This window comes from Streptomyces sp. NBC_00310 (assembly GCF_036208085.1).
Classification (GTDB): Bacteria; Actinomycetota; Actinomycetes; order Streptomycetales; family Streptomycetaceae; genus Streptomyces.
Map to the genome: position 1 here is coordinate 4,293,228 of NZ_CP130714.1, position 25,704 is coordinate 4,318,931.

The window sequence follows — 25,704 nt, forward strand, 5'->3', positions numbered from 1 at the left end:
ACCCCGCTGATGAAGCAACCCGACGCCGAGTCCGGTTCCGGCGCGCCCGTGGACCGTCCCGTGGACAGCGCCGAGCTGATCCGCTTCGAGAACGTGACCAAACGATTCGGCAGCAACACCGTCCTGGACCGGCTCGACTTCTCGGTCGACGCCGGCAAGCACGTCACGCTGATCGGCCCGTCCGGCTCCGGCAAGACGACGATCCTGCGGCTGCTGATGACCCTGGCCAAGCCCGACGAGGGGAAGATCACCGTCGGCGGGCAGCAGCTGTTCCCGGCGAGCGACAAGCAGTGCCGTGAGGTCCGCAAGAACATCGGGATGGTGTTCCAGCAGTTCAACCTCTTCCCGAACATGAAGGTGCTGCGGAACATCACCGAGGCGCCCGTCACCGTCCTCGGGCTCTCCAAGGACGAGGCCGAGGCGCGCGCCCGCGAGCTGCTCGACATGGTGGGGCTCGCCGACAAGTGCGACGCCTACCCGTCCCAGCTCTCCGGCGGGCAGCAGCAGCGGGTGGCCATCGCCCGGGCGCTGGCGATGCGCCCGCAGGTGCTGCTCCTCGACGAGGTGACGTCCGCGCTCGACCCCGAGCTGGTCGCGGGCGTGCTCGACCTGCTCAGGGACATCGCCCGCACCACCGACATCACGATGCTCTGCGTGACCCACGAGATGAACTTCGCCCGGGACATCTCGGACCAAGTTCTGATGTTCGATTCTGGCCAGGTGATCGAGTCGGGCAGCCCCGAGAAGATCTTCGGCGATCCTTCGCACGAACGCACGCGCGAGTTCCTCGGTGCGGTCATCTGACTACGCCGGGTGAACGGCTGAACGCGTGGGAACATCCGAGGTCCATCCGCCGGGCCATGCCTTTGGCATATGCCAGAGTGCTGGTCCGGCAGTTGGGAGGCCCGGAGGCACGGGGATTTTCTCGCGAACAACCCCTCCGCCTACGACGCTTGGGCCGTATCGTGGGACACGGCAAGCTGTCCGAAAAACGGCCCGAGAAGCGCAGGGGGAAACCGTGGCGCTCAAGCACGAGCCGACCGCGCCGTACCACTCGGCCCAGGACGCACTGCGCGTCCTGGAGACGGTGGCGCGGCACGCAGGTGGCGTCACCGACGCCGAGATCGCCCGTCGCACCGGCGTCGACAGTGAGCGGTTGACCGCGCTCCTGCGGATGCTGCGTCGCGAGGGGTATGTGGAGCAGACCACCGACGGCGCCTACGTCACCGGTGTCGCACTCGCCCGGCTGGGCTCCGCCCAGGGTCATGAGCAGGCCCTGCGCGAGCAGCTTCAGCACACCCTCGACCGGCTGCGCGACTCGGTGGGCGCCGCCGTCTACGTCACCCGTTACCTGGACGGCGAGATCCAGGTCACCGGCTGGGCCGACAGCCCGGCCACGCCCGCGGTCCACGAGTGGGTGGACTTCCGTTCCTCCGCCCACGCCACCGCGTTCGGCAAGGGTCTGCTGGGCCAGCTCGACCTCAACGGCCGGCGGGACCACCTCTCGCGACACCGCCCGGCCCGGCTCACGGCCCGCACGATCACCAACGAGAAGGTGCTGCTGAGCAAACTCGACGCCCAGACACCCACGGTCCCCGTCCTCGACCTCCAGGAGTACGCGCCGGGCACGGTCTGCGCGGCCGTCCCCCTCACCGCGGGCTCCGCCGTCGGCTGCCTCGCACTGTCCCTTCCGCTGGAGCACGCCCACCGGTTGCGCGCGGCGGCGAACACGTTGAATCGGGGAGCGGCGCCTGTGCTGCTCTCCCTGGCGATCTAGACACCGGGCGTCCCACGGAGATCCAGCTCACGTTTAAGCGGTCGAAGGCACCCCCGCGGACCAGGTAGTATTTTCTCTGTCGCCAGCCGCGAAAGCGGAAGAGCGACAGAGTCTGCGCCGCTAGCTCAGTTGGTTAGAGCAGCTGACTCTTAATCAGCGGGTCCGGGGTTCGAGTCCCTGGCGGCGCACGATGACGATGGCGAGGCATGTTCGCAAACAACGCGAACATGCCTCGCCATCGTCGTTCTTGCGCGGCTCCGCCGCGCGTTGTGGGGGCTCCGCCACCCACACCCCCGCCGCCGTGTGGACCTCAGCCCCGCAGGTAAGCCAGCACGGCCAGCACCCGGCGATGCGTGTCCTGCGCCGGTGGCAGGTCCAGCTTTCCCAGGATGTTGCCGATGTGCTTGCCGACGGCGGCCTCGGTGACGACCAGCGCGCGGGCGATCGCCCCGTTCGACTTCCCCTCGGCGACCAGCGCGAGCACCTCGCGCTCGCGCGGGGTGAGCGCCGCCAGTGGATCACGCCGGCGCCGCAGCAGCTGCCGTACGACCTCGGGGTCGACGACCGTGCCCCCGGCCGCGACCCGCTCCACCGCCTGAGCGAACTGTTCGACCTGGCCGATGCGGTCCTTGAGGAGATAGCCGACGCCGGTGCCGTCGCCTGTGTCCAACAGTTCGGCGGCGTAGGCCCGTTGGACGTACTGGCTGAGGACGAGGACCGGCAGCGAAGGGTTCGCGGCGCGTAGGTCGAGGGCCGCGCGCAGCCCCTCGTCGGTGAGGCCGGGCGGCATGCGTACGTCGGTGACGACGAGGTCGGGGGCGCAGGACTCCACGGCCGAGGTCAGCGACTCCGCGTCGCCGACCGCCGCGACGACCTCGTGCCCGAACCGGGTCAGGACGCCCACGAGCCCTTCCCGCAGCAGCACGCTGTCCTCGGCGAGCACGATCTTCAGCGCTGCGGGCACGGGATCTCCAGGGACAGGACGGTCGGGCCGCCGGCCGGGCTGTGGACGGACAGTGTCCCATCGAGCACGGCGAGCCGGTCGGCGAGTCCGGTGAGGCCCGTGCCCCGCGCGGGGTCGGCGCCGCCCGTCCCGTCGTCCCGCACCTCCACCCGCAGCCGCCCGCCCGTGTACCGCCCGCCGACCCAGGCCCGCTCCGCCCCGCTGTGCCTGCCGATGTTGGCGAGCGCCTCCCGGACCGCGAAGTACGCGGCGGACTCCACGGACTCGGCGAACCGCGGGAGGTCGACGTCCAGTTCCACGGGTACGGCGGACCGGTCGGCCGCGTCGGCGAGGGCGTCCGGCAGGCCGTAGTCGGCGAGGACCTGGGGATGGACGCCGTGGATCAACTCCCGCAGTTCGCCCAGGACCCGGTCGGCCTCCCGGTGGGCGGCGGCGAGCCGGTCGGCCAGTTCGGGCGGGGCGTCGAGCCGGGCCAGGCCCAGGGTCATGCTCAGGGCCACGAGGCGTTGCTGTGCTCCGTCGTGCAGATCGCGTTCGATCCGCCGCCGCTCCGCCTCGAAGGCCGCCACCAGCCGGGCCCGCGACCGTGTCACCTCGGCGAGCCGCCGCTCCGCCTCCGCCTCGTTCGGCGCGAGCAGCAGCCGGGCCAGGGCGGCACGGGCGCGCGCGTACAGGACGAGCGGCGTGAGCAGCGCGAGGAGGACGATGACACCGAGGACCGTGCACAGCAGGGCCTGGTCGTAGGAGTCGATCAGCCAGAGCTTGGCGATCCGCGCGTCACCGCTGGCAGCGCTCGTCATCGCCAGCTGCGCGGGCGCCCCGATCAACGCGCCCGGCATGCCCAACGCCCCGAACAGCACGGCCGCGTCCAGCGGCCACAGCACGAACCCGAGGAGCCCCGTGTACGCCAACTCCCGCCAGGTCGCCCGCTCGGTCAGCCGCAGCCGGGCCCAGGCGGCGAGACCAGGCTCGGCCGGGGTGGCGTGCGGGTCGGGCAGCGCCGGGCCCGGGGCGGCGAGGAGCAGCCGCCGGCGTTCCAGGGCGCCGACGGGTCCGCCGGAGAGAACGGCCAGGGCGAGCAGCGGCAGGCCTACGAGGAGGGGGGTGAGCACGAGGCCGACGGTGCCCAGGACCAGGAGCACGACCATCAGGACCACGCCGACCAGCACACCGCTCAGCAGGTACGCCACCGTGCGCGGCACATCCCGTACGACCGTTCGGATCATGGGGTCACGGTAGGCCGGGGTCGCGGGCAACGGCCATATGCGCAGGGGGTGTTCCGGGGGTGGGGCCGGCCCTACCCCGTCAGGAGTTCCTCCCGCCCCCGCGCCCGGTACTCCGCCACCAGCCGCGCCTGATCCACCGCGGAGAACTTGCGGTAGGCCCATTTCCCCGGTGGGCGCCACCAGACCGGGTCCGGGCAGCGGAAGCCCTCGCGGCGGAGGGCGGCGCGCTGGATCTTGTTGGTGGCGGTGACGGGCATGGAGGGGACGACGCGTACGAATCGGGGGGTCATCTTCGTGCCCAGGTCGGGCTGGGACACGAGGAATTCGGCGAAGCCGTCCGGGTCGAAGGCGCCCGCGATCGTCGCCATGACCTGGTCCCCGGCGACCGGGTCGGGGACCGCGTAGACGGCGACGGCCTCGGCGCCCTCGTAGCGGGCGAGGATGTTCTCGATGACGGCGGCGGCGAGGTTCTCGCTGTCGACGCGGAGGCGGTCGTCGGTGCGGCCGGCGAAGTAGAGGAAGCCGCCGGGGTCCCGGTAGAAGAGGTCGCCGGTCCAGTACCAGCCGTCGCGGCGACGGGCGGCGTCCGCCTCCGGGTTGCGCCAGTACCCCTCGAAGGGGTTGGGGCCTCGGTTCACCAACTCCCCTATCGCCTCGGTGCCGTTGAGCAGACGGCCGTCGTCGGCGAGGAGGGCCGGCGGGCACTCCTTCCGGGTCTGCGGGTCGACCACCGCGAGGTCGTCGCCGGGTGCCGCCCGCCCGATCGCGCCCGGCGGCGCCCCGGGCGTCCGCTGGATCGCCGCCCCGCCCTCGGACGACCCGTACCCCTCCACGAGCCGAACCCCGAACCGTTCCTCGAACGCCGCCGCGTCCACCGCCCCCGCCTCCGTGCCGAAGCCCATGCGCAGCGGGTTGTCGCGGTCGTCGGGGCGGGGCTCGGTGGCGAGGAGGTACTGCACGGCCCGGCCGACGTAGGTGAAGTACGTGGCCCCGTACGCCCGTACGTCGTCCAGGAACCCGGAGGCCGAGAACCGGCGCCGCAGCGCGATGCCGGCGCCGGACACCAGGGCCGGGGCCCAGTCGGCGATGACCGCGTTGCCGTGGAACATCGGCATGCAGATGTAGTGCACGTCGTCCGGCCGCACCCCGAAGCGGTCCACCAGCGCCCGGCCGGCCGCCGCGAGCCGCCCCTGGGAGCAGATCGCGGCCTTGGGGGCGCCGGTGGAGCCGGAGGTGAAGTAGAGGAGGAGGCGGTGGGCGGGGGTGGCCCGGGTCGGGTCGGGCACGGCGTCGGCGTACGGCGCGAGGAGGTCGGCGTAGGCCTGAGTGTCCGTCACTAGCACGTGTACGCCGGGCAGTTCGAGGTTATCGAGGAGCGGCAGATGAGCCCGTTCCGTGATCAGCACCCGGCATTCGGTGTGCAGGATGTCGCGGGCCAGTTCGGGACCCCGCCTGGTGGGGTTGATACCGGCGACGGCGGCGCCCGCGAGGGCCGCCGCGCTCAACCACAGGGGGAATTCCGGGGTGTTGTCGAGGAGGACGCCGATATGCGGTTCGGCGGCCGGTGGCAGGAGGTCGGCGAGCAGCGCCGCGCGGGCGGCGGCTCCGGCGGCGACCTCGTGGTGGGTCAGGACCTGCTCCTCGAACCACAGCCCGGGCCGGTGGTCGTCCCACCGGTCGGCGAGGAGCTGTGCGACCGTGCGCCTCATGGACTCCATGTGGGCGCACGGTAACTGACAGATCGTCAGTTGAGGAGGGTCACGGCGTCGGGAACGAGGGGTCCGTGGAGAAGTTGTGGTAGGTGACCATGAAGAACACGCAGAACGCGAAGACCACCCCGAGGAAGGCCAGGAGGCCGAAGCCGGCCGCCGCCTGCTTGACCCGGCCGGGCTCGTGGGCCGTGGCGACCACGTTCGGGCCGTCGGTGTAGTGGACGGTGACGAAGTCGCCCTCGACCGTCGTCATCGGGCCGTCCTCCTCCTCGAAGCGGATGGCGCGGCCGTCATGGGTCGTGAACTCGTACACGTGGTGGATCGTCGTGCGCACGCTGCCGTGGTCGCCCATGCCCTTGCTGACCGTCGTGAACGCCTTGAGGCAGCGCCCCTCGGCCGTCAGGCCGCTGTTCCAGGCGCTCCTGATGTGGAGCCAACGGCTCAGCACCCGGTACGCCATGAAGGCGATGAAGGTCATCATGACCACGGGGATGATGTAGAAGAAGGCGTCCATGGTGTTCCCCCGGTTTTCGGCCGCCGCCCTGGTCGGCGGCGTGTGGGGAACGTACCCGCCTGGGGGCCCCGCGCAGCTCAAGTGATGCTCAGATCTCGCGGGGCCGGTGGGGCGACGCTCAGAAGGTGACGTCCGAGCAGGCGTAGAACGCGTTGGTGGTGTCGGCGATCGTCCAGACCGCGAGGATCACATGGTGGCCGCTCAGCCCGGACGGCAGACGGCCGGTGTGGGAGAGCGTGGACGGCGGGCGCTGGCCGTTGTACGGGACGGTGAAGAACGGGGTCAGGTTGAGGTCGGAGCGGGCCAGGGCGTGGTTCTGGTTCCAGCCCGCCCTGGTGACGTAGTACTTGAAGTCGGTGGTGGCGTGCATGGCGGTGAACTGCCAGCGGAACGTGTAGTTCTGACCGCCCGTCACCCTGGTGGTGGGCCAGGCGCCGCCGCCCGGCCGGGCGGACGCGTCGAGCTGGTTGAACCTGCTGTTGCCGCCGGAGCAGAGTTGGCCGTCAGCCGGCCCTGAGCCCGGGAAGCCCTTCGGCCCCTCCACGCTCTGCGGCTCCCACTGGATGTCGCCGCAGTTGGTGACGGTGCCGTTCTGACAGAGCTTCTGCCTGCTGACGGGGAGGTCGGTGTAGCCGTGGCCGGTGGCGCCGCCACTGGAGAGCACGAGCGCTCCGGTGGTGGCGAAGCCGACCGCGGCCGCGTACCACTTGGTCCTGCTACGCGTGAGATTGCGCATGCTGCCGCTCCCTGGAGTACGTGGGGGTGTTTCCAGGTCTAGACCAAGTCCCAGATTATGAGCGGCTGTTGAACATGTCCATACCAATTCCAGGGTTCACGGCGACACTTCGCGCCGCCCTGTATAGAACGCCACCGTCAGGTCCTTCACCAGCGCCTTGCGCTCGTAGTCGTCGAGTTCGACCAGGCCGCGCAGGGTCAGCCGGGTCACCGTGTCCTCGACCGAGTCGACGACGGAGGTGAGCACGGTGTCGCGGTGCTGGGCGTCGAGCGCCGCGATCCGGCGGCGCTGCATCACGGCGGCCACCTCGGGCGCGTACTCGATCCGGGTCGGCTGGACCGAGAACACCTCCATCCCGGCCGGTGCCGTGTCCGCCACGACCAGCCGGGTCAGCGCCTCGCCCACCGCCTCCGTGTTCCGCAGCGTCGCGTCCCTGACCAGCGCGCCCGGCGGCACATCGGCCGGCATCCGCGAGAGCACCCGGGAGATCGCCGCCTCCACGCACTCGCGCAGATACCGCTCGTGGTCCTCGATCCCGAGCAACGCCCGCGCGGTGTCCCTGACCCGCCACGCCACGAGGACGACGACCCGCAGCGCCATCCCGTTCGCGTCGACGGCCGCCATCGGCTCGCTCCGCCAGTGCCGCAGCCGGACGTCGACCCGGCGGCGCAGCACGAGCGGGTTCACCCAGAGCAGGCCGGTACGGCGGACGGTCCCCCGGTACCGCCCGAACAGTCCGAGCACCCAGGCCCGTCCGGTCCGCCCCCGCGCCAGCCCGCCGAACCCGAACAGGGTCAGCGCCCCGGCACCGGCGTACGCGGCCCACTGCGCCGGTCCGAGTCCGGCGCCCGCGTACGTGCCCGGCAGTCCCAGCGCCCGCACCGCGAGGCCCGGCAAAACCCCGGCCCACCACGAGGTGAGGACACATCCGGCCACCCCGCACGCCCCTCCCAGCACTCCCATCACCCCGGGCACCACCCGCGCCGGCCGCTCGACCAGCTCGGGGTCGACCTCGACGGCGGGGCGCGGCTTCACGGACGCGGGCCCCTGCCGCACGCGCGGCTGCTCGCCGGTGCCGCGCCGACGGCCCACGACGGCGGGGGTGACCGGTACGGCCACCGGGGCGGGGTCGTCCCGGAACAGCAGATGGACGGGGATCTCGGTGGTCGTCTCGTTCTGGATGAGCCGGGCGGGCCGCGCGGCCCCTTCGGGCTCCGGTGTGTGTGAGGTGGTCGTACTCATACGTGCCTCCGTGCCTCCGCGCCTCCGCGCAGGAAGAAGCGTGGTGAGAGCGTTCGAGTGGGTGGTGGGTCTGGGTCCTGGAGGGCGGGTGCGGGTCCTGGAGGGCGGGTGCGGGCGTCAGGAGAACAGTCGCCGCCAGGTCTCCGGGCCCGGATAGCCGTCCGCCGCGCCGCCGCGCCACCCCTGGGCCCGCTGGAACAGCTCCACGTTCCGCCGGTCCGACTCGCCCCAGCACGGCCCCGGACCCGAGGTGTAGTACTTGCCGAACCCCTTCCTGACCAGTTGCTGCCCCAGCCGGGTGACGAACGCGTTGTCCGCGCCCGGCCGGAACATGCCCCGCCCCGGATAGCCGGGGACACCGTGCGAGGCGGGCGTCCCTGAGGCCCCGGATGACGCGGGTCCGCCGGGCGAGGCGGGTCCGCCAGGCAAGGCGGGTCTCCCCGGAGGGGCGGGCTTACCGGGCCCGCCCGGGAAGGTCGGCTTCCGGGGCGAGGCGGGCTTCCCCGAGGCTCCGGACAGGCCGGGGGTGCCGGGCGTCCTCGGCGCGCCGGGCGCACCTGGGGCGACGTGCGCTCCCAGGGTGACGGGTGTGCCCAGGGTGACGGGTGTGCCCAGGGTGACGGGTGTGCCCAGGGTGACGGGCATATCGGACCCGCCCGACGGGCCCCCCGCTCCGGACTTCCCCGGTGGACGATGCACCGTCGGCGGCTTGGGCGCCGCGGGCTTCCCCTGTGGGCCCACGTTCCCGGCCGGCGGGATGTTCCTGCCTCTCCCGGTGACCAGATACATCCAGGTCAGCGGGCCCGGAATCCCGTCGGCGTGACGGCCCGACCAGCCCTGCGCCCGCTGGAAGGCCCGGGTGGCCCTGCGGTCGGAGTCCGACCAGGTCAGCCCCGGTACGCCGGTGTAGAAGCGGGCCCCGCCGCGCTGCACCAGCATCTGTCCCAGCCGGGCGACGTACTTGTTCCGCGCGCCGGACCCGAAGGCCTCGGAGCCCGGGAAGCGGTCGGCGCCCGACGGCCCGGCGGACCCCTTCGCGCCGGTGCTCTCCGGTGGGGCAGCGGGGGCCTCCGAGCCACCGGCGGCGTCCGTCTCGCCGTCCGGCCGACCCTCGCCGTCGGCGATCAGCCCGTTGTAGCGGTACGGCACATAGCGGGTCGCGTTGTCCCAGTACCCGTACGGGGTGGCCTGCCTGCGGGCGTACGGGCGGGTCGACTCGTAGGCGATGTAGTGGGTCTCCGCGTAGTCCGTCCAGCCGCCGAAAATGACGACGTGCGAGCCCTTTTTCGGGTCCTTCGGATTATGGAAGAGCAACATGTCACCGGGCTCCAGCCGGTCCTTCGAAATCCGCTGCGCGAACTTGTCGAGGCTGCCCGTCCATTCGTTTCCGGGGAGGTTCCAGGCCATCGAGACGAACCCCGAGCAGTCCTGCCGATAACCGTCGGACCAGTACTCGCGCATGCTGTACGGCACCTCCGCGGCGACCCAGGCCTCGGCCCGTCCGATGATCTCGGCGCGGGTAGTCGGCGGCGTCCGCACCTCATTCGGCAGCTTCTCCCCGTCCACCGGCCGGCCGCCGGGACCGTGCAGCGGAGCCTTCTTCCCCTGAGGGGTATCTGGCTCCCCACCTGCGGGAACACCGCCGGGGTGCGCCGGTCCGTGGGCCGCTGCGACCGTCGGCACGGCATACCCCGCGCCGAGCGCGGCACCGGCGGCGGCCAGGACGAGGGCGTTCCTGGCGGTTCTGACCGCCGGGTGACTCGGATGGGCGTACCGGGCCGAGTGCGGCATGACCCGCCGCCAGTGGACACAACCGGGGCATTCGCATTCGCCCCCCGGATCGATCTCCTCGAATACCGGAGTCCCCATGCGATTCCCCTCGCGAACCGACCGAAGAATTCCACGCTTCTGCACGCCCGTCAGTTTCTCAACTGTCTCCCCATGTCGCATGCTGACGGTCCAAATGATGTACCCGGCCCTGCCCGGCCCCACCCGGCCCCACCCGGCCCCACCCGGCCCCGAGAGCCTCCCCTCGCCGGGCCGGCGGGGTTCGGCACCTCGCGAACACCTGTTCCCCTCCTCGTGGCGACCCATCAAGAACGGGCAACGTCCGTTCGGTGGTGCGTAGTTACCGAGCGGTTTACTAATTTCGGTAAGTGACTCGCCGGTAGAGTTTCGTTCATAGATTCCGTTCACGCTCGATCTTGACGGCCGGTCCCACCGGCTGCATGATCAGCGCTGAACCAGAGCCGCGTAACCACGAAGAAGTCTCCCCACGGGTCTTGACCAGTCCCGCACGACTTCTTCACATGAAAAAGCGGGGCACGGGGGTTTCGGGCAGGCACACCAAAGAGTGCCGCCCTCCCTCGATGTCGCGCTTCTTCCGCCGTCGCCTTCTGTGCGTTCACGGAACCATCTCCAAAGACCCCCGCATTCTTTGGGAGCCGTTCATCACCCCCCACCCACGCCTGCCTCCTTCGCGTACTCTCCTTTCCTTTTCGTGACCCCTTTCCTCGCCTCCTGCCACTTTTCCGCAGGCGCGAAAGGGGCGCTCACGCCTGCCCGAAAACAGCATTGTCTCGGCACTCGGAAAAGCCTCCCGATAAAGGTTCTTGAAGTCTTGACTTCACCTCGGGGCAGCTCCATATTGATTCCCGACCACCCCCCACCTCGACATTCGGTCCTCCCCGGAGGACCGTTTTCGGGGACACCAAGGAGACATCAATGGCGATCGCACTCCAGTTCAGGCGCAAGGCGGTCCTGGCCGCTCTTGTGATCACAGCGGCGGCGGCCACCACGGTCACGCTGCCCGGCACGGCCGAAGCCCAGTCGGGCTCCCGTATCTGCGGGAACTACTGGGAGGCCCGGGCCAACGGAAAGACGGTCGGGATCATGGCCAAGGTCCTCGAGGTGCCCAAGGTCGACTTCGGCATCTGCCTCCGCGTCATCGACAAGACGAACAGCATCAACGGCCGGAGCCTGCCGGGCTACAACGGCAAGGTGACATGGAACCCGCGCCAGCCCATACGGTCCTGGACCTGCGAGGACGCCGGCGACCTGTTCAACGACAAGTACGGGAACGACCCCTGCCTCAACATGAACCGGGTGGACCTCATCGGCCAGGTGGCCAACCGCACGCCCGCCGAGTGGTCGCAGGTCTACTGACCATGCGCGGCAAGGTGTGGTGGCATCGCGTTCTGATGTGCGGAGCCCTCGTCCTCGCGACGGTGGCGACGACCGAGGGCACGGCCAGCGCGGCCACCCAGTGCTTCAGCCAGAGCCATTCCGACGGCGCCCGGATCGTCCCCGGCACCGGCGGCGGACAGGTCACCCGCTCCATCACCCGGCAGCGGGCGGCCAACACCTGGGACGACTGGGTGTGGCGCGGCACGGAATTCCAGTGCCCCCGGGGTCGAACCTGCGAATACTCGTGGGACAGGTCAAAGACGACCACCACGGGCTGGGCGATCGGCGGCGGCACCAATCTGGGAAACACCAGTTCACCGTCCGGGAAGTGGTACAACTTCCTGATTCCGCTGATCGTGGGCTATCAGAGGACCACGCAGATCAACACCACTTTCACGTGGACCGTGCATCTCAACGGCGGTGACGTGGCACAGCCCATTCAGGTCGCGGTGCGCCGCTGGACCCAAGGCGATTTCTCGGGCGGCTGGGTCAGGACGAACCGCGGCTGCCAGGGCGGAACCGTCTATGAATGGGACGGGAATCTCAGGTTCGGCAACTGGACCCGGAACGTCTTCGAGAAGGAAAAGGTCGGCTACGCCGTCAACGGCCGTATGTGACGCCGGCACCTCTCTCGACACGTTCAAAAGACTTGCGGCGAAATCATCCTCCAGGAAAGGACACGATTATGCCCGGTAAAGCGATGTGGCATCGGATGCTGATGTGCGGGGCTCTCGCCATCGCCACGGTGGCCACGACCGAGGGCACGGCCAGTGCGGCCACCCAGTGCTTCAGCCAGAGCTATTCCGACGGCGCGCAGATCGTCCCCGGCACGGGCGGCGGACAGGTCACCCGCTCGATCACCCGGCAGCGGGCCGGCAACACGTGGGACGACTGGGTCTGGCGGGGCACCGAGTTCCAGTGCCCCCGGAACCGGACCTGCGACTACGCGTGGTCCAAGTCGAAGACGACGAACACCGGTTGGGCGGTCGGCGGCGGCACCGATCTCGGTAACGCCAGCTCGCCCTCCAAGAAGTGGTACAACGTCGTGCTCCCGCTGGTCGGCGGCTACCAGAGGACCACCGAGATCAACACCAACTTCACCTGGACCGTGCACCTCAACGGCGGTGACGTGGCACAGCCCATCCAGGTCGCGGTGCGCCGCTGGACCCAGGGCGACTTCTCCGGCGGCTGGGTCAGGACGAACCGCGGCTGCCAGGGCGGAACCAACTACGAGTGGAACGGAAACGTCAGGTTCGGCAACTGGACCCGCAACGTCTTCGAGAAGGAAAAGGTCGGCTACGCCGTCAACGGCCGTATGTGACAAGGCAGTTCACTCTCCGTCCGGCAGTTCACTCTTCGTCCGGCAGTTCACTCTTCAAAGGAGGCACCCGTGAAGCTCAAGCGCATGAAGCGACGCACGGCGACGCTGGCGGCCGCCGGCATGGCGGCCGGGGCACTGTTCGCGATAGCGGTCCCCGGTACGGCCGAGGCCCAGTCGGGCTCCCGTATCTGCGGGAACTACTGGAAGGGCTACTACAACAACGGCCAGCAGGAAGTCACCTGGTCCCGGGTGATCGAGGTCCCGAAGAGCGACGGCATCGCCTGCCAGCGCGCCATCGACCGGACCGACAAGGTCGGGAACCCGCCCAGCGAGCTCACCCGGCTCGGGGTGAAGTGGGGCGCCCGGCAGCGGCTGCAGAACGTGACCTGTGAGTGGTACTCCCAGGACGTACTGAACTCCAAGTACGGGGACGACGTCTGCCTGAGCATGCAGCGGGCGGACAACACGATCCAGGTCAACGGCCGCACGATCAGCCAGTTCTGGCTGAAGTAGCCGCTCGGCGGGGGTGCTCCCCGGTCAGGAGCACCCCCACCCCTCCGCTAGACTTTTCCTCGCGCGCCGCTAGCTCAGTTGGTTAGAGCAGCTGACTCTTAATCAGCGGGTCCGGGGTTCGAGTCCCTGGCGGCGCACCACCCGGAGAGGCCCCTCGCGAGAGTGATACGCGAGGGGCCTCTCCGTATGTGCGCGTCACGCCGCGCACTCCCCCCCTCGCTCCCCTCCCACTCCTCACAGATCCTCCACCGATGCACCAATAACCGCGTATGACCGGTAAACACCGCGTTTCGCATCTTGCGATCAAGATGAGCACCATAGAACCCTGGGCCGTAAGAGACTGCGGATACACGGCAGTTGAGGGGCCTTGGGCGGTTTACGCCCTGGGGATGGGGATCTTGGGCCCCCACCTAAGCACACCATGCACGTATCCATGGAACAAAGATGCCAAGGGGGCATCAATGCAACCGGATGGCCGTCGTCCCGTGTCTCCATGGTGTAGATCACATGGTGACGATGGCTCACTGATGCGTCCGTAACGGTCGAGGGGGACCGAATCGGACGGAATACCGACGAACACACACTCGACGTGTGTGCGGGGGGAATGACTCATGACGTCGACGCCGACGGGCGCCCGGCACAACCACGACCCGTCCGAGACGACCCGACCCAAGGTGCCGTCGCACCGGACCGGAGCATTTCGCAAGCTCAAGAAGACACTTCCGAGATACGACTACGAGCACTACAGCCGACTGGCGGGGCCGCTCACGCAGCCCGACCCGACCAAGCCCTACAAGGTGCAGTACCGCTCGCTGATCTCCCAGGAGCCGCACCGCCTGAGGGTCGCCCTGATGCTGGCCGCCGCGCCGCTGCTCTCCCTGGTCCTGCTCGGCTGGCTGCTGCAGCAGGAGCACTGGACCAAGCGCGACTACGTCGAGTACGCGTTCCTGCCCGCCCTCGACCTGGTCATGCTGGTCTCGATCGGCCTGATCGAGTTCTTCCGCTGCATGAACGTGCTGTCGAACGCGCATGCCACCCTGGTCGCCCGCGACCCGATCCCGGTGGTGCCCGAGACCGGCACCAGAGTCGCCTTCCTCACCTCCTTCGTGCCCGGCAAGGAACCGCTGGAGATGGTGACGAAGACCCTGGAGGCCGCGGTCAGGCTCCGCCACCGCGGGCTTCTGCACGTGTGGCTGCTCGACGAGGGCGACGACGCGGACGTGAAGGCGGTCTGCGCGCGCCTGGGCGTGCACCACTTCTCCCGCAAGGGGATCGTGAAGTGGAACCAGCCGAAGGGCCCGCACCGCGCCAAGACCAAGCACGGCAACTACAACGCCTGGCTGGACGCGCACGGTGACGACTACGACTTCTTCGCCTCGGTCGACACCGACCACATCCCGCTCCCCAACTACCTGGAGCGGATGCTCGGTTTCTTCCGCGACCCGAACATCGGCTTCGTCATCGGCCCGCAGGTGTACGGCAACTACGACAACTTCGTCACCAAGGCCGCCGAGTCCCAGCAGTTCCTGTTCCACGCGCTGATCCAGCGCGCCGGCAACAAGTACGGCTCCCCCATGTTCGTCGGCACCTCCAACGCCGTACGGATCAAGGCGCTCAAGCAGATCGGCGGGCTGTACGACTCGATCACCGAGGACATGGCCACCGGCTTCGAGATCCACCGCCACAAGAACCCGGCGACGGGCAAGAAGTGGCGCTCGGTGTACACACCGGACGTGCTCGCGGTGGGTGAGGGGCCCAGCGCCTGGACGGACTTCTTCACCCAGCAGATGCGCTGGTCGCGCGGGACGTACGAGACGATCCTCAAGCAGTACTGGAAGGGCTGGTACTCGCTGCCGCCGAGCAAGCTCTTCAACTACACGATGATGATCATCTTCTACCCGATGTCCGCCCTCAACTGGATTCTCGCGGCGCTGAGTTGTGCGCTGTTCCTGGGCCTGGGCGCCTCGGGTGTGAACATCGATCCGACCGTGTGGCTGATGCTCTACGGCAACGCCTCGGCGCTCCAGATAGGCCTGTACGTCTGGAACCGCCGGCACAACGTCTCCCCGCACGAGCCGGAGGGCTCCGGCGGTGTGGCCGGCATGGTGATGTCCGCGCTGTCCGCGCCGCTCTACGCCAAGGCGCTGATCGACTCGGCCCTGCGCCGCAAGAGCAAGTTCGTGGTCACGCCCAAGGGGGACTCGGCGAGCCCTGACAGGTGGTTCGGCACCTTCCGGTACCACTGGTACTTCATCGTCATCTTCGGGGCCTCGATCACCGCCGGGTTCGTCCTCGGCAACGCGCACCCCGCGATGATCATCTGGGCCACCTTCGCCATGATGATCACCGCCCTCCCCATCTTCGTCTGGCGCTACATGCTGCGGCAGGACAGGAAGAAGGCCGCCGCCGCGGCCGAACTGCAAGGGTCCATGGTGGCACCGCCCGAGGCGGCTCCCGCGCCCTTCGCGCCACCCCACGCACCGCACGCCCCCCACGCGCCGCACGCTCCCCAGCACAAGCCGAGCTGGGCGGCGTCCGGGTCGGGCGGCGGGGGTAGCGACCAGACCATGCAGATCGCCCTGGGCGGACTGGGGGGACGTAAGGAATGAAGGACCGTGCAGGCCGCCGCCGCGCCCGTCGCCTCGCGATCGGCGGGGCGGTGGTCCTCGCGCTCGCCGGGATGAACGGGCCGTGGGTGTACCGCTTCAGCACCGAGAAGTACCACGACTACAAGATCAACAGACCCGAGTACAAGGCCGACAACGGGCACTGGAAGGTCGTGGAGTTCCCGGAGGAGTACCGGCAGAACACGATCCACGCCGCACTCCTGCACACCGGCAAGATCCTGCTGATCGCGGGTTCCGGCAACGACGCCGACAACTTCGACGCGAAGAAGTTCGACACCCGCGTCTGGGACCCGGTCAAGCAGACGATCAAGCGCGTGCCGACCCCGGCCGACCTGTTCTGCACCGGGCACACCCAGCTGTCCAACGGCAATCTGCTCATCGCGGGCGGCACCAAGCGCTACGAGAAGCTGAAGGGTGACGTCACCAAGGCCGGCGGCCTGATGATCATCCACAACGAGAACCCCGACAAGGGGATGCGGATCAAGGCGGGGACCAGGTTCGTCGGCAAGGCGAACGGCAAGACGTTCGTCCTCAAGGACACCGTCGACATCGAGAAGGCCGTCAAGACCTTCGACCCGGACACCGGGAAGTTCACCGGCAACAAGCCGGGGATCGCCCGCGCCTATGTCGAGGCCGAGCGGCGCGGCAAGAAGTACGAGACGGGGACGGAGGACAACTACAAGGTCGCGGGCCTGAAGGGCGAGGACGCGCGGAACACGTACGGCATCGCGCAGAAGCTCGCCCTCGACAAGAAGGACTTCCAAGGGATCAAGGACGCCTACGAGTTCGACCCGGTCGCCGAGAAGTACATCAAGGTCGACCCGATGAACGAGGCGCGCTGGTACCCGACGCTGACCACCCTCACCGACGGTACGGTCCTCAGCCTGTCCGGGCTCGACGAGATCGGTCAGCTGGTCCCGGGCAAGAACGAGATCTACGACCCCGAGACCAGGAAGTGGACGTACACCAAGGGCGTCCAGCAGTTCCCGACGTACCCGGCGATCTCCCTGATGCAGAACGGCAAGCTGTTCTACTCGGGCGCGAACGCGGGGTACGGGCCGGACGACATCGGGCGTGTCCCCGGTGTCTGGGACCTGAAGACCAACAAGTTCACCAGGATTCCCGGGATGAGCGACGGCAAGCTGCTCGAAACCGCCGGGACGGTGCTGTTGCCTCCGGCGCAGGACGAGAAGTACATGGTCATCGGGGGTGGCGGGGTCGGCGAGTCGGAGCGGTCCAGCAAGAAGACCCGGCTGATCGATCTGCTGGCCGACGAGCCGAGGTTCGTGGACGGGCCGGAACTGGCCAGGGGCACACGGTATCCGCAGGCCTCGATCCTGCCCGACGACACGGTCCTCATCTCCGGCGGCTCCGAGGACTATCGCGGGCGCGGCGACTCCAACATCCTTCAGGCGCGGCTGTACGACGCGAAGACCGGGACGATGCGGCGGGTGGCCGACCCGCTGGTGGGCCGGAACTACCACTCCGGGTCGATCCTCTTGCCGGACGGGCGGGTCGTCTTCTTCGGGTCGGACTCCCTGTACTCCGACAAGGCCAACACCAAGCCGGGGGAGTTCGAGCAGCGGATCGAGATCTACACGCCGCCGTATCTCTTCCAGGACGCGCGGCCGACGTTGTCGGGCGGGCCGAAGACGGTCGCGCGGGGCGGGAAGGCGACGTTCGGGACGCGGCACGGGTCGTCGGTCAGGTCGGCGCGGCTGATCCGGCCGAGTGCGTCGACGCATGTGACGGATGTGGACCAGAAGTCGATCGAGGTGGACTTCGAGGTCACCGGGGACGAGATCACGGTGACCGTGCCGAAGAACCGGAATCTGGTGCAGTCGGGCTGGTACATGCTGTTCGTGACGGACGACGCCGGGACGCCCAGTGAGGCGCGGTGGGTGAAGGTCCCATAGGGGGTAAGAGCTGCTTGCCAAGGAGTGCGTGCGAGGTCGGATGAGCTCGATCGTGTGATGGTCGGTTTCCGGCTCGCGGTGTCCTGGGCCGTTCGGGTTGGCGTGATCGTGCGACCTGGGACGCCGAGTACGGCGTCAGCGTGCGGGGCCCCTGTTCCACCGGTGTGATGGTTCAGGGCCTCCCCCACGCCTCTGGCTGTACCTCAACGATGTGAGGGCTGCTGGGCTCGGTGTGGGTGCCGGGCACCCGGGGTGGCGGGCGACAGGAGCGTTCCGGCCGACGGTGGCTTCGGGGCCCCCGGCGGCAGGACCGCTCCGGTCCGCGGTGGGTCCCGCGTCCCCGACGGCCCCGGTGCCGCGGCTCAGCTCTGGACCGCCATCGCGATGCCGAAGGCGATCATGACCGTGCCCGCGGTGGCGTCGACGGAGCGGCGGACCGAGCGGCGCCTCATCCAGGTGCGCAGGCCGTGGGCGCCGAGGCTGATCAGGCCGTACCAGATCACCGCCTCCACCGCGTTGACCGCGGCCAGGGCGGTGCCCATGAGCGCGGGGGACACACCGGCGGGGATGAACTGCGGGATCGTGGCGCCGTAGAAGACACCGACCTTGGGGTTGGCCAGGTTGTTGAGCATGCCGCGGCCGAAGGAGCGCCACAGCGAGGCGGCCTCCGGTTCGAGGTCGGCGTCGCCCTCCTTGGCCGCGCCGATGGCCCGGGCCGAGCGCCACAGCCCGATGCCGAGCCAGACCATGTACGCGGCGCCGACGATCCGGAACACGGTGTACGCCGTCTCGGAGGCGGCCAGCAGCGCTCCGACGCCCACCGCGATCGCCGCGCCCCACATGACGGCGCCGACGCCCACCCCCACGCCGGTGATGAACCCGTGGAGCCGGCCGCGCGCGACGGTGTTGCGGATGACCAGCGCGGTGTCCACGCCCGGCATGACCACCAGCAGGGCGGACACCAGGGCGAATGAGACCAGTGCCTGGAGGACTGACACGTTCACACTCCTGACTTCTCGGCCGCGATGGCGGCCAGGGGGATTCCGTCGCGCGTGAGGCCGCGCAGCCAGTTGCGGTAGAGGATCCGCCCGGGTTCCCGCCAGTTCTCCACCGGGGCGGCGGACGGGTCGTCGTCCGGGAAGTAGTTGACCGGGAGGGCTATGTCCTCTCCCTTGGTCCGGTCGCGGCGGAACTGCCGCAGCAGGGTGTCGGGGTCGTACTCCGGGTGCCCGGAGACGTACAGCTCCCGCCCGTCCCGGCCGACCGCGATGTGCACCCCGGACTCGGGCGACTCGACCAGGATCCGCAGCTCCTCGGTCTTCTCGAAGTCGGCGCGGAGGTTTTCGGTGTGGCGCGACTGCGGCACCGCGACGACCGGCTCGAAGTCCGCCAGGAGCGGGGAGGAGGGGTCGGTGAGCCGGTGCGGGAAGTTCCCGAACAGCTTGGCGGGCAGCTCGTACTTGGGGATGCCGTACCGGTGGTACAGCGCGGCCTGGGCGCCCCAGCAGACGTACTGCGCGGAGGTGACGTTCTCCTGCGCCCAGTCCATGATTCCGCGCAGCTCGTCCCAGTACGTCACCTGCTCGAAGGGGAGCAGCTCGACGGCGGCGCCGGTCACGATCAGCGCGTCGAAACGGCGGTCTGCGACCTCCTCGTGCGTCAGGTAGTGCTCCTTCAGGTACGCCTCGGGTGTGCTCTTGGAGACGTGGTCCCGGGGCCGCAGGAAGGTGACGCGTACGGGGAGTCCGGCGCCGGACAGCAGACGCAGCAGCTGGGTCTCGGTGACCGGCTTGTCCGGCATCAGGTTGAGGATCGCGAGTTCGACGGCCGGGGTCGTGGTGCCGGCCGCGCGGGGTTCGACGGCGACCGTGATGCCTTCCTCGGCGAGCTGGTCGACGGCGTCGATCCGGGTGTGGACGATGAGGGTCACTGCGCAGGACTCCTGGGGGTCTCGGGCTCGGTCACGGCGGCGAGTTCGGCCAGTACGGCGGTGGCGCACCGGTCGGCGTCCGCCAGCGCGCGGTTGCGGCCTCCGGGGGAGGGCACGTAGTGGTTGTAGAAGGTGGCCCCCTCGCAGAGCGGGCCGAGGACGCGGACCTTCCGGTCGGGCAGGCCGTCGGCGGTGACGGGATGCTGGTCCGCCGTGATGTCGACGCCACGGCTGCTGCGGGCGCCGGGGCGGTGCCGGCGGATACGCCCGCTCGCCACGAGGTCCGCCAGCAGCGGGCTGCCGGTCGCCTCCACGTCGGGCTGTCCCGAGGTGGCGTACGCCAGCCAGTCGGCCGGTGCGCTGTGGGCGGTGCCGAGGCGGGTGGAGGAGATCCGCCACGCCGCCTGGTCCCACTCGACGCGCGGCGCGGGCCCGAAGGGAACGCTGACGATCCCGGCGTCCAGCAGGGCGAGGAGCTCGTCGTGGCGGTCGAGCTGGGGGCCGGTCACCGAGCGGTTGAGGGTGGCGGTGAAGGAGCCGTAGAACTCGTCGTGGGAGTTCTCGTCCAGGCCGCCGAAGTCGACGGCGTACCGGACGACGTCGCGCAGGTCGCGCAGGACTTCGAGGCCGGCCTTGGTGGGGCTGCCCTCCAGGCCGAGCCGTGCCTCCACCAGGTCCGACCGCAGCCGCTCCTCGTACCACTTCCGGTAGGCGTCGGCGGAGTCGAACTCGGCGCTGTCCGGGAAGAGCAGTTCCTGCGGGTCGAAGTGCCCGAACCGCTCGGCGTGTTCCACGTCCAGGGCGCCCAGCTCGGCGTCCAGGCTTCCCTCGTCCGCCGCCGTGCGGAGCCTCGCCGTCAGGGTGTGCTCGGCGTCGGTTCCCCGGGCGAGGGCGGCGCCGCGGCGGTGGAAGGCGATGCGCATCTCGGTGCGGATCAGGGGGAGCAGGTCGCCGTGCAGGTCGAGGGCGCGGTCGTCCCGGGCGGAGCGGAGGCGGTCGAGGGCCTGATGTGTGAGCACCACCGGCTCGTACGGGCCGCCGGTGCGGTTGGTGGCGGGCCTGGCCCGGAAGGGGATGCCGGTCCGGGAGAACAGCAGGATGCGCGGTTCCCGTCCGCTGGGCAGGTAGCGCAGGCCGTCGTCGATCGCCTCGTACCGGCCGCCCCGGCCGAGGGTGAGCGAGGCGAGGACGTCCATGGCCGACAGGCCGGTGCCGCCGAGGGCCACGGTCTGGCCGGCGGTGACGTCCGCGAAGGCCTCGGCGGGCGGGTAGATCTCGTGGATACGACGGGACGCCCCCGGCGCCTCGGGGTCGGGGGCGGCCGGCGGGGTGTGGCCGGTGGTGAGGAAGACCGTGTCCACCCGCAGGGTCTCGCCGGTGTCCAGGGTGATCTGCCGTGAGTCGTCCGGACCGTCGGTCAGGCTGGTCGCCGCGGCGCGGTGGAGCCGTATCTCCACGTTCTCGGGGACCCGGTCGAGGAGGCGGCGCAGGAACCAGTCGAGGTACTCGCCGAGCACCCGCCGGGGCAGGTAGTCGTCCGGCCGCACCGGGCGGCCTTCGGCGCCGAGCGCGTAGCCGTCCTCGGCCACCTTCAGGCCCCGGGCGGTCACCCATTCATAGAGGTTGGGGCCCTGGTCGCCGACGGCCGTGCCCACCGTCGCCTCCTCGGGGAAGAGGCTCACCTGCGCGCAGACGGTGTTGAGCAGCAGGTGGTCGGGCTGGTCCACGGCGTGGATGCCGACGCCGGTGCCGTCCGGGTCCACCACCTCGATCACGAGCCGGCGGCCCGCCCAGTCGGGGCGCGCGGCGAGGGTGACGAGGCGTTCGAGGACGCCGATGCCCCGGGAGCCCAGGCCGATGATCCCGACGGTGCCGGCGGCCCGCGTCCGCTGGAGAGAGGTCGTCACCACCGCTCGGTCTCCCCGAAGAAGTCGGCGATGGCGGTGACGCGGCCCGACTCGGCGGCGACGCGGTGCACTTCGAGGCCCACGGCGAGGTCCAGGACGCCCAGGCCGAAGGGGGAGAAGACGACCGGCTTGTCCGTGCCGACCGTGACCTCCGCGTTGATCACCTCGGCGAGGGTGCCGGTGATGAAGTCCCGGTTGCCGTACTTCTGTTCGGCCAGGTGGGGGGAGGTGTCGGCCTTCAGGCAGTGGTCGACGTCGTCCAGCACGTTGTAGGAGCCGACGATGAGCTCGGGGCCGATGTCCCGCAGGGAGATGTTGAGGACGATCTGCCCGGGGGCGAAGGCGTCGGGTTCGAGGACGTACGGCTCTCCGGCCGTGGTCGCGAAGACGACCAGGTCGGCGCCGGAGACGGCCTCCTGGAGGGTGTCGGCGTAGGACGCCGGGTACTCCAGCCGCTCGGTGGCGTGGGCGGCCAGGGCCGTGCCGTACTCCCGGCTCAGGTCGTGCACCGCGACGTGCTCGAACGCCCACTGCTCGGCGTGGAAGAACTCCAGGATGTTGCGGGCGATGATGCCCGCGCCCACGACGGCGAGCCTGCCGCCCCGGCGCTCCCCGGTGAGGACGTTCGCCGCGAGGACGGCCGACGCGGCGGTGCGGGCGGCGCTGATCTGCGAGGCCTCCAGGAGCGCGAACGGGTAGCCGGTCTCGGCGTCGTTCAGGACGAGCGTGGCCGAGGCGCGGGGGATGCCGCGCTGGATGTTGGCCGGGAAGCTCGCGATCCACTTGATGCCGGCGACCTCGCGCTCGCCGTCGAGGTAGGCGGGCAGGGCGATGATGCGGTCCGCCGGCTTCTCGGGGAAGCGGAGGAAGTAGCTGTCCGGGTTCACGGAACGTCCGGCGTGGTGGGCGAGGTACGTGTCCCGCACGACCCGGACGATGTCCCGGCGGCTGTCCCGGACGATGTCCTGGACGGTACGGCCGCCGACAACATCAAATTCGAACATGGTGACTCCTTCAACTCCTGTACGGGATGCGCGGTGGGGCGGGGACGGCATGGGCGTCCGGGTCAGTCGTCGGCGGCGCCGAAGCGCTCGCCGACCCAGTCGTCGTCGTAGATCGTGTCGAGGTAGCGCTCGCCGAGGTCCGGGCTGATGGCGACCACGGACGCGCCCTCGGGGATGTCGTGGCGTCTGGCCGCGACCGCGGCGAGCACCGAGCCGGTGGAGCCGCCGGCGAGGATCCCCCGCCGGGTCGCGAGCTGCCGGCACATGCGCACCGCCTCGGACTCCGGCACCATGACGACCTCGTCGACGAGCCCGTCACGGAAGATCTCCGGGCGCCGGCTCGTGCCCAGGCCGGGGATGTGCCGGCGGGCGGGGGCAGAGCCGAAGGTGACCGAGCCGACCGCGTCGACCGCGACGATGCGGGTCCCGGGCGAGTACTCGCGGAAGTACTCGGCGCAGCCCATGAGGGTGCCGGTGGTGCCGGCGCCGACGAAGAGGATGTCGACCTGCTGCTCCTTGAGCAGGGCCGGGGCGGTGCGCCGGTAGTGGGCACGCGGATTGGCCTCGTTGGCGTACTGGTTGGGCCACACCAGGCCGGGGTCCTCGCGCAGCCGGGCGTGGATGTGGTCGATACGGGACTGGAGAAAGCCGCCGTTGGCGTCCCGGTGGTCGACGATGACGACCTCGGCGCCGTACGCCCGCATCAGACGGACGCTCATGGTCGCGGTGTTGGGGTCCGCGACACAGGTGAACCGGTAGCCGCGGGCCGCGCAGACCGAGCTCAGCGCGATGCCGAGGTTGCCGGAGGACGACTCGATGACCCGGCCGCCGGGCTGGAGCACGCCACGGCGCTCCAGGTCCTCCAACAGGCCCACGGCCGCCTTCAGTTTGATGGACCCCGCGGGATTGAGGCCCTCGATCTTGAGCGTGAGGTCGACGCCGGGGACGAAACCGCCCAGGTCGAGGAATAGGTCGTCGAGGACCAGGTCGTACGCATTGCGGAAGATCATCGATCACCTTCGGAAACGAGTTGAACGTGACGGAGGTGGTACGAGTGGCGCGGTGTCGGCGGCGGCATCGGCGACGACAGGCGCAAGAAAGACAGGGGCATGCCAAAGGGGGCATGCCAAAGGTGCGGGCATGGCCGTTTCAGGACATGCCACGGACGAGATCCGGAATACGCCGAAAGGGTTTACTCACCCTGTCCGGCCGAATTCAGGAGAATGCGGCCTCAGCCGTGGAAAGCGCCCGGCGCACCGACGAGTTGCCCGGCACGACAGCGCAGGAGGCGCGCCCGACAGCCCCCGGGTGGACACGGAACGGTCCGGGCGTCGACGGAAGGGCCTTCCCGGATGCGGTGGGTCGCCGGCTTCGAGCGGCGCGTCGCGTGGACTGCGCCGTGGCGGTGACGAGACCGCTCCTCGCGGTGTGAATACAGCCGACTCCGGTCACGGAGACGGAAGTTGGCCCGGCCGGACGGCGGGGCGTCGGCAAGCGGTAAGTGGTCGTCCGTCTGCTCGCGGACCGAAACCCCCGATGGCCCGGAACGACTTTCCCTCGGTGCGGCGACCGCACGCGTGACGTACACGCCTTTCCCCTTCCCCCGTTGATGGCAACCGTGTTGCCCGTGCGTCACGAACGGCCGACGTGGCGGCAGTCCGTGATCTTGAGGAAACTTTAGCCCACGATCCGTGACCGGTCTATGACAATGGGATTAAGGGCTCGCGTAGATAGGGCTATGCCCAAGTGCGTCTGACGGTCAGTCGGACGCTTTGGCCAATTCCAGCGCGTATTCCGGCCACCACTCCCCGGCCTTCGGTCCGCCCTTGCACTCCCCGTCCGATTCCCCCGGCCGCTTCACCCACAGATACGCGTCCACCAGGGAATCCCCGGTCTTCTTCGTCGGCGTCTCCCCCAGTGCCCGCCCCGGCGGGTTGCACCACCGTTCGTCCTCGTCACCCTCGGTCCAGGGGCCGTTGCCGTTGCGGCTGGTGTCGATGACGAACGGCTTGTCGCCGATCTTCGAGGAGAGCTGCTTGCCGTACGCGACGGAGTCCTCGGTGGTGTAGAAGTTCGAGACGTTGACGGCGAAGCCGTCCGCCTGTTCGACGCCGGCCCACTTGAGGGGGTCGTAGATCTGCTCGGGGTCGCCCCAGCCGGCGTTGCCCGCGTCCAGGTACACCTTCGTGTTCTTCAGCGCGCCGAGCGTCTCGATCGCGCCCTTGAGCAGGTCGTACCGCTCCTCGTGGAACTCCTCCGGGGTGCAGCCGTCCACCACGTGGAGCACCGCGTCGGGCTCCAGGACGATCGTGGCCGGGCGGTCTCCGACCCCCTTGGCCACGCCGTCGATCCACGCCCGGTACGCGTCGCCGTCGGCCGCGCCACCGCCGGAGTACTGGCCGCAGTCGCGGTGCGGGATGTTGTAGAGGACGAGGACGGCGTCCCGGTCGGCCTTCTCCGCGGCCTCGGTGAAGCCCCTGGCCTCCCGCTCCGGGTTCTCCGGGCCGATCCACTCGCCGGTCGGCTGCTCGGCGATCCTGCGGATCAGCTGGGCGTCCTTGTCCTTGCCCGCCTTCTCGTAGGCGGCGACCTGTGCCGCCGCGTTCCCCTCCGGGTTGACCCAGAACGGGTCCGTGCCGCTCGGCTGTTGGGTGATGCCGGAACCGGCGGACCGGCCCTCCTCACCATCACCGCCGTCTCCCCCGAAACAGCCGGCGAGCAATAACGCCACCCCTCCCACCGCCACGGACGCCCGAACCCCGGCCCCCCTACTGCCGTACATCCAACTCCCCCTTGGGTGCACCGTGTCGTAAGCCCCAATCCTGACATAAGTCCCGCCTCGCCCACGAGGTCGTTGCCTCCTTGGCCGAGAAGCTGCTACGGCGGCTCCGCGAACGGGGTCGAGGAGCCCTCCGTGACGCCTCCCCGGGGCGCCTCTCGGCCCCGAAGCCGCGCCGGGAGCTTCCCTCGCCGCCTTCAGCAGGGTCGATGACATGGAGTCACGCCCTGTCGACTTGGCGTCAAACAGCCTCTAGCCGGTAGCTCCCGCACGCCCTAGAGTCGCTGACGAACGGCCCCGGCCCCCCCGGCCTCTCGCGCCCTGCCGTGCACGTCCGCGCCCTTCCGCGC

At 69.8% G+C, this 25,704-nt stretch carries 21 protein-coding genes and 2 tRNA genes; 10 read left to right on the forward strand and 13 right to left on the reverse strand.

Going from position 1 to position 25,704, the window contains the following annotated elements:
* The first annotated feature begins 9 nt into the window (after positions 1 to 9).
* The 3 genes from ehuA to OG202_RS18800 all read left to right on the forward strand — a co-directional run bounded on the left by ehuA (position 10) and on the right by OG202_RS18800 (position 1,965).
* Positions 10 to 804 (forward strand): ectoine/hydroxyectoine ABC transporter ATP-binding protein EhuA, encoded by a 795-nt coding sequence (gene ehuA, locus OG202_RS18790; protein ID WP_326585808.1) that lies wholly within the window; start codon positions 10 to 12, stop codon positions 802 to 804.
* Positions 805 to 1,018: 214 nt separating this feature from the next.
* On the forward strand, positions 1,019 to 1,777 hold the full coding sequence (locus OG202_RS18795) for an IclR family transcriptional regulator (RefSeq protein WP_326582541.1): 759 nt from the start codon (positions 1,019 to 1,021) through the stop codon (positions 1,775 to 1,777).
* 114 nt (positions 1,778 to 1,891) lie between these two features.
* A tRNA-Lys gene (locus OG202_RS18800) sits at positions 1,892 to 1,965 on the forward strand.
* Positions 1,966 to 2,087: 122 nt separating this feature from the next.
* On the opposite strand, the gene OG202_RS18805 is transcribed toward OG202_RS18800, so the two are convergent.
* The 7 genes from OG202_RS18805 to OG202_RS18835 all read right to left on the reverse strand — a co-directional run bounded on the left by OG202_RS18805 (position 2,088) and on the right by OG202_RS18835 (position 10,040).
* The gene (locus OG202_RS18805) at positions 2,088 to 2,741 is read right to left on the reverse strand and encodes a response regulator transcription factor (protein WP_328223174.1); all 654 of its coding nucleotides are present in this window, start codon (positions 2,739 to 2,741) and stop codon (positions 2,088 to 2,090) included.
* Positions 2,726 to 3,967 (reverse strand): sensor histidine kinase, encoded by a 1,242-nt coding sequence (locus OG202_RS18810; protein ID WP_327729550.1) that lies wholly within the window; start codon positions 3,965 to 3,967, stop codon positions 2,726 to 2,728. The genes OG202_RS18805 and OG202_RS18810 overlap by 16 nt, the downstream gene beginning before the upstream one ends.
* Before the next feature lie 71 nt (positions 3,968 to 4,038).
* On the reverse strand, positions 4,039 to 5,685 hold the full coding sequence (locus tag OG202_RS18815; RefSeq protein ID WP_327729549.1) for a long-chain-fatty-acid--CoA ligase: 1,647 nt from the start codon (positions 5,683 to 5,685) through the stop codon (positions 4,039 to 4,041).
* A 40-nt stretch (positions 5,686 to 5,725) separates the two neighbouring features.
* Positions 5,726 to 6,193, reverse strand: coding sequence for a DUF3592 domain-containing protein (locus OG202_RS18820; protein WP_326582537.1), 468 nt, complete (start codon positions 6,191 to 6,193; stop codon positions 5,726 to 5,728).
* 118 nt (positions 6,194 to 6,311) lie between these two features.
* Positions 6,312 to 6,929: a lytic polysaccharide monooxygenase auxiliary activity family 9 protein gene (locus OG202_RS18825; protein ID WP_327729548.1), complete on the reverse strand. Its 618-nt coding sequence runs from the start codon at positions 6,927 to 6,929 to the stop codon at positions 6,312 to 6,314.
* 96 nt (positions 6,930 to 7,025) lie between these two features.
* A complete protein-coding gene (locus tag OG202_RS18830) occupies positions 7,026 to 8,171 on the reverse strand; it encodes an SPFH domain-containing protein (RefSeq protein ID WP_327729547.1) in 1,146 nt (381 codons plus the stop codon).
* Positions 8,172 to 8,288: 117 nt separating this feature from the next.
* On the reverse strand, positions 8,289 to 10,040 hold the full coding sequence (locus OG202_RS18835; RefSeq protein ID WP_327729546.1) for a peptidoglycan-binding protein: 1,752 nt from the start codon (positions 10,038 to 10,040) through the stop codon (positions 8,289 to 8,291).
* Positions 10,041 to 10,895: 855 nt separating this feature from the next.
* Here OG202_RS18835 and OG202_RS18840 point away from each other — a divergent pair.
* The 7 genes from OG202_RS18840 to OG202_RS18870 all read left to right on the forward strand — a co-directional run bounded on the left by OG202_RS18840 (position 10,896) and on the right by OG202_RS18870 (position 17,734).
* Complete coding sequence (locus OG202_RS18840; protein WP_326582533.1) at positions 10,896 to 11,336, forward strand: hypothetical protein; 441 nt, start codon at positions 10,896 to 10,898, stop codon at positions 11,334 to 11,336.
* 2 nt (positions 11,337 to 11,338) lie between these two features.
* Complete coding sequence (locus OG202_RS18845; RefSeq protein WP_326582532.1) at positions 11,339 to 11,974, forward strand: hypothetical protein; 636 nt, start codon at positions 11,339 to 11,341, stop codon at positions 11,972 to 11,974.
* 68 nt (positions 11,975 to 12,042) lie between these two features.
* Positions 12,043 to 12,678 (forward strand): hypothetical protein, encoded by a 636-nt coding sequence (locus tag OG202_RS18850; RefSeq protein WP_327729545.1) that lies wholly within the window; start codon positions 12,043 to 12,045, stop codon positions 12,676 to 12,678.
* A 69-nt stretch (positions 12,679 to 12,747) separates the two neighbouring features.
* On the forward strand, positions 12,748 to 13,191 hold the full coding sequence (locus OG202_RS18855; RefSeq protein ID WP_327729544.1) for a hypothetical protein: 444 nt from the start codon (positions 12,748 to 12,750) through the stop codon (positions 13,189 to 13,191).
* A 63-nt stretch (positions 13,192 to 13,254) separates the two neighbouring features.
* Positions 13,255 to 13,331 (forward strand) — tRNA-Lys (locus OG202_RS18860).
* Between the two features lie 471 nt (positions 13,332 to 13,802).
* Entirely contained in the window at positions 13,803 to 15,800 is a 1,998-nt protein-coding gene (locus OG202_RS18865; RefSeq protein ID WP_326582529.1) for a glycosyltransferase family 2 protein, read from the forward strand.
* Positions 15,797 to 17,734: a kelch motif-containing protein gene (locus OG202_RS18870; protein ID WP_327729543.1), complete on the forward strand. Its 1,938-nt coding sequence runs from the start codon at positions 15,797 to 15,799 to the stop codon at positions 17,732 to 17,734. Before OG202_RS18865 ends, OG202_RS18870 begins: the two co-directional genes overlap by 4 nt.
* 362 nt (positions 17,735 to 18,096) lie before the next feature.
* Here the strand turns inward: OG202_RS18870 and OG202_RS18875 are convergent, their stop codons facing one another.
* From OG202_RS18875 to OG202_RS18900, 6 genes are all read right to left on the reverse strand, one after another.
* On the reverse strand, positions 18,097 to 18,732 hold the full coding sequence (locus OG202_RS18875) for a LysE family translocator (RefSeq protein ID WP_327729542.1): 636 nt from the start codon (positions 18,730 to 18,732) through the stop codon (positions 18,097 to 18,099).
* A 2-nt stretch (positions 18,733 to 18,734) separates the two neighbouring features.
* Complete coding sequence (locus OG202_RS18880; RefSeq protein WP_327729541.1) at positions 18,735 to 19,664, reverse strand: homoserine O-succinyltransferase; 930 nt, start codon at positions 19,662 to 19,664, stop codon at positions 18,735 to 18,737.
* Complete coding sequence (locus OG202_RS18885) at positions 19,661 to 21,571, reverse strand: FAD/NAD(P)-binding protein (RefSeq protein WP_327729540.1); 1,911 nt, start codon at positions 21,569 to 21,571, stop codon at positions 19,661 to 19,663. The genes OG202_RS18880 and OG202_RS18885 overlap by 4 nt, the downstream gene beginning before the upstream one ends.
* A complete protein-coding gene (sbnB, locus tag OG202_RS18890) occupies positions 21,568 to 22,575 on the reverse strand; it encodes a 2,3-diaminopropionate biosynthesis protein SbnB (RefSeq protein WP_326582524.1) in 1,008 nt (335 codons plus the stop codon). The genes OG202_RS18885 and sbnB overlap by 4 nt, the downstream gene beginning before the upstream one ends.
* Positions 22,576 to 22,637: 62 nt before the next feature.
* On the reverse strand, positions 22,638 to 23,585 hold the full coding sequence (gene sbnA, locus OG202_RS18895) for a 2,3-diaminopropionate biosynthesis protein SbnA (protein WP_326582523.1): 948 nt from the start codon (positions 23,583 to 23,585) through the stop codon (positions 22,638 to 22,640).
* A gap of 749 nt (positions 23,586 to 24,334) precedes the next feature.
* Positions 24,335 to 25,357 carry a glycoside hydrolase family 6 protein gene (locus OG202_RS18900; RefSeq protein WP_327729539.1) on the reverse strand — a complete coding sequence of 341 codons (1,023 nt, stop codon included), beginning with the start codon at positions 25,355 to 25,357 and terminating at the stop codon, positions 24,335 to 24,337.
* Positions 25,358 to 25,704 lie beyond the last annotated feature (347 nt).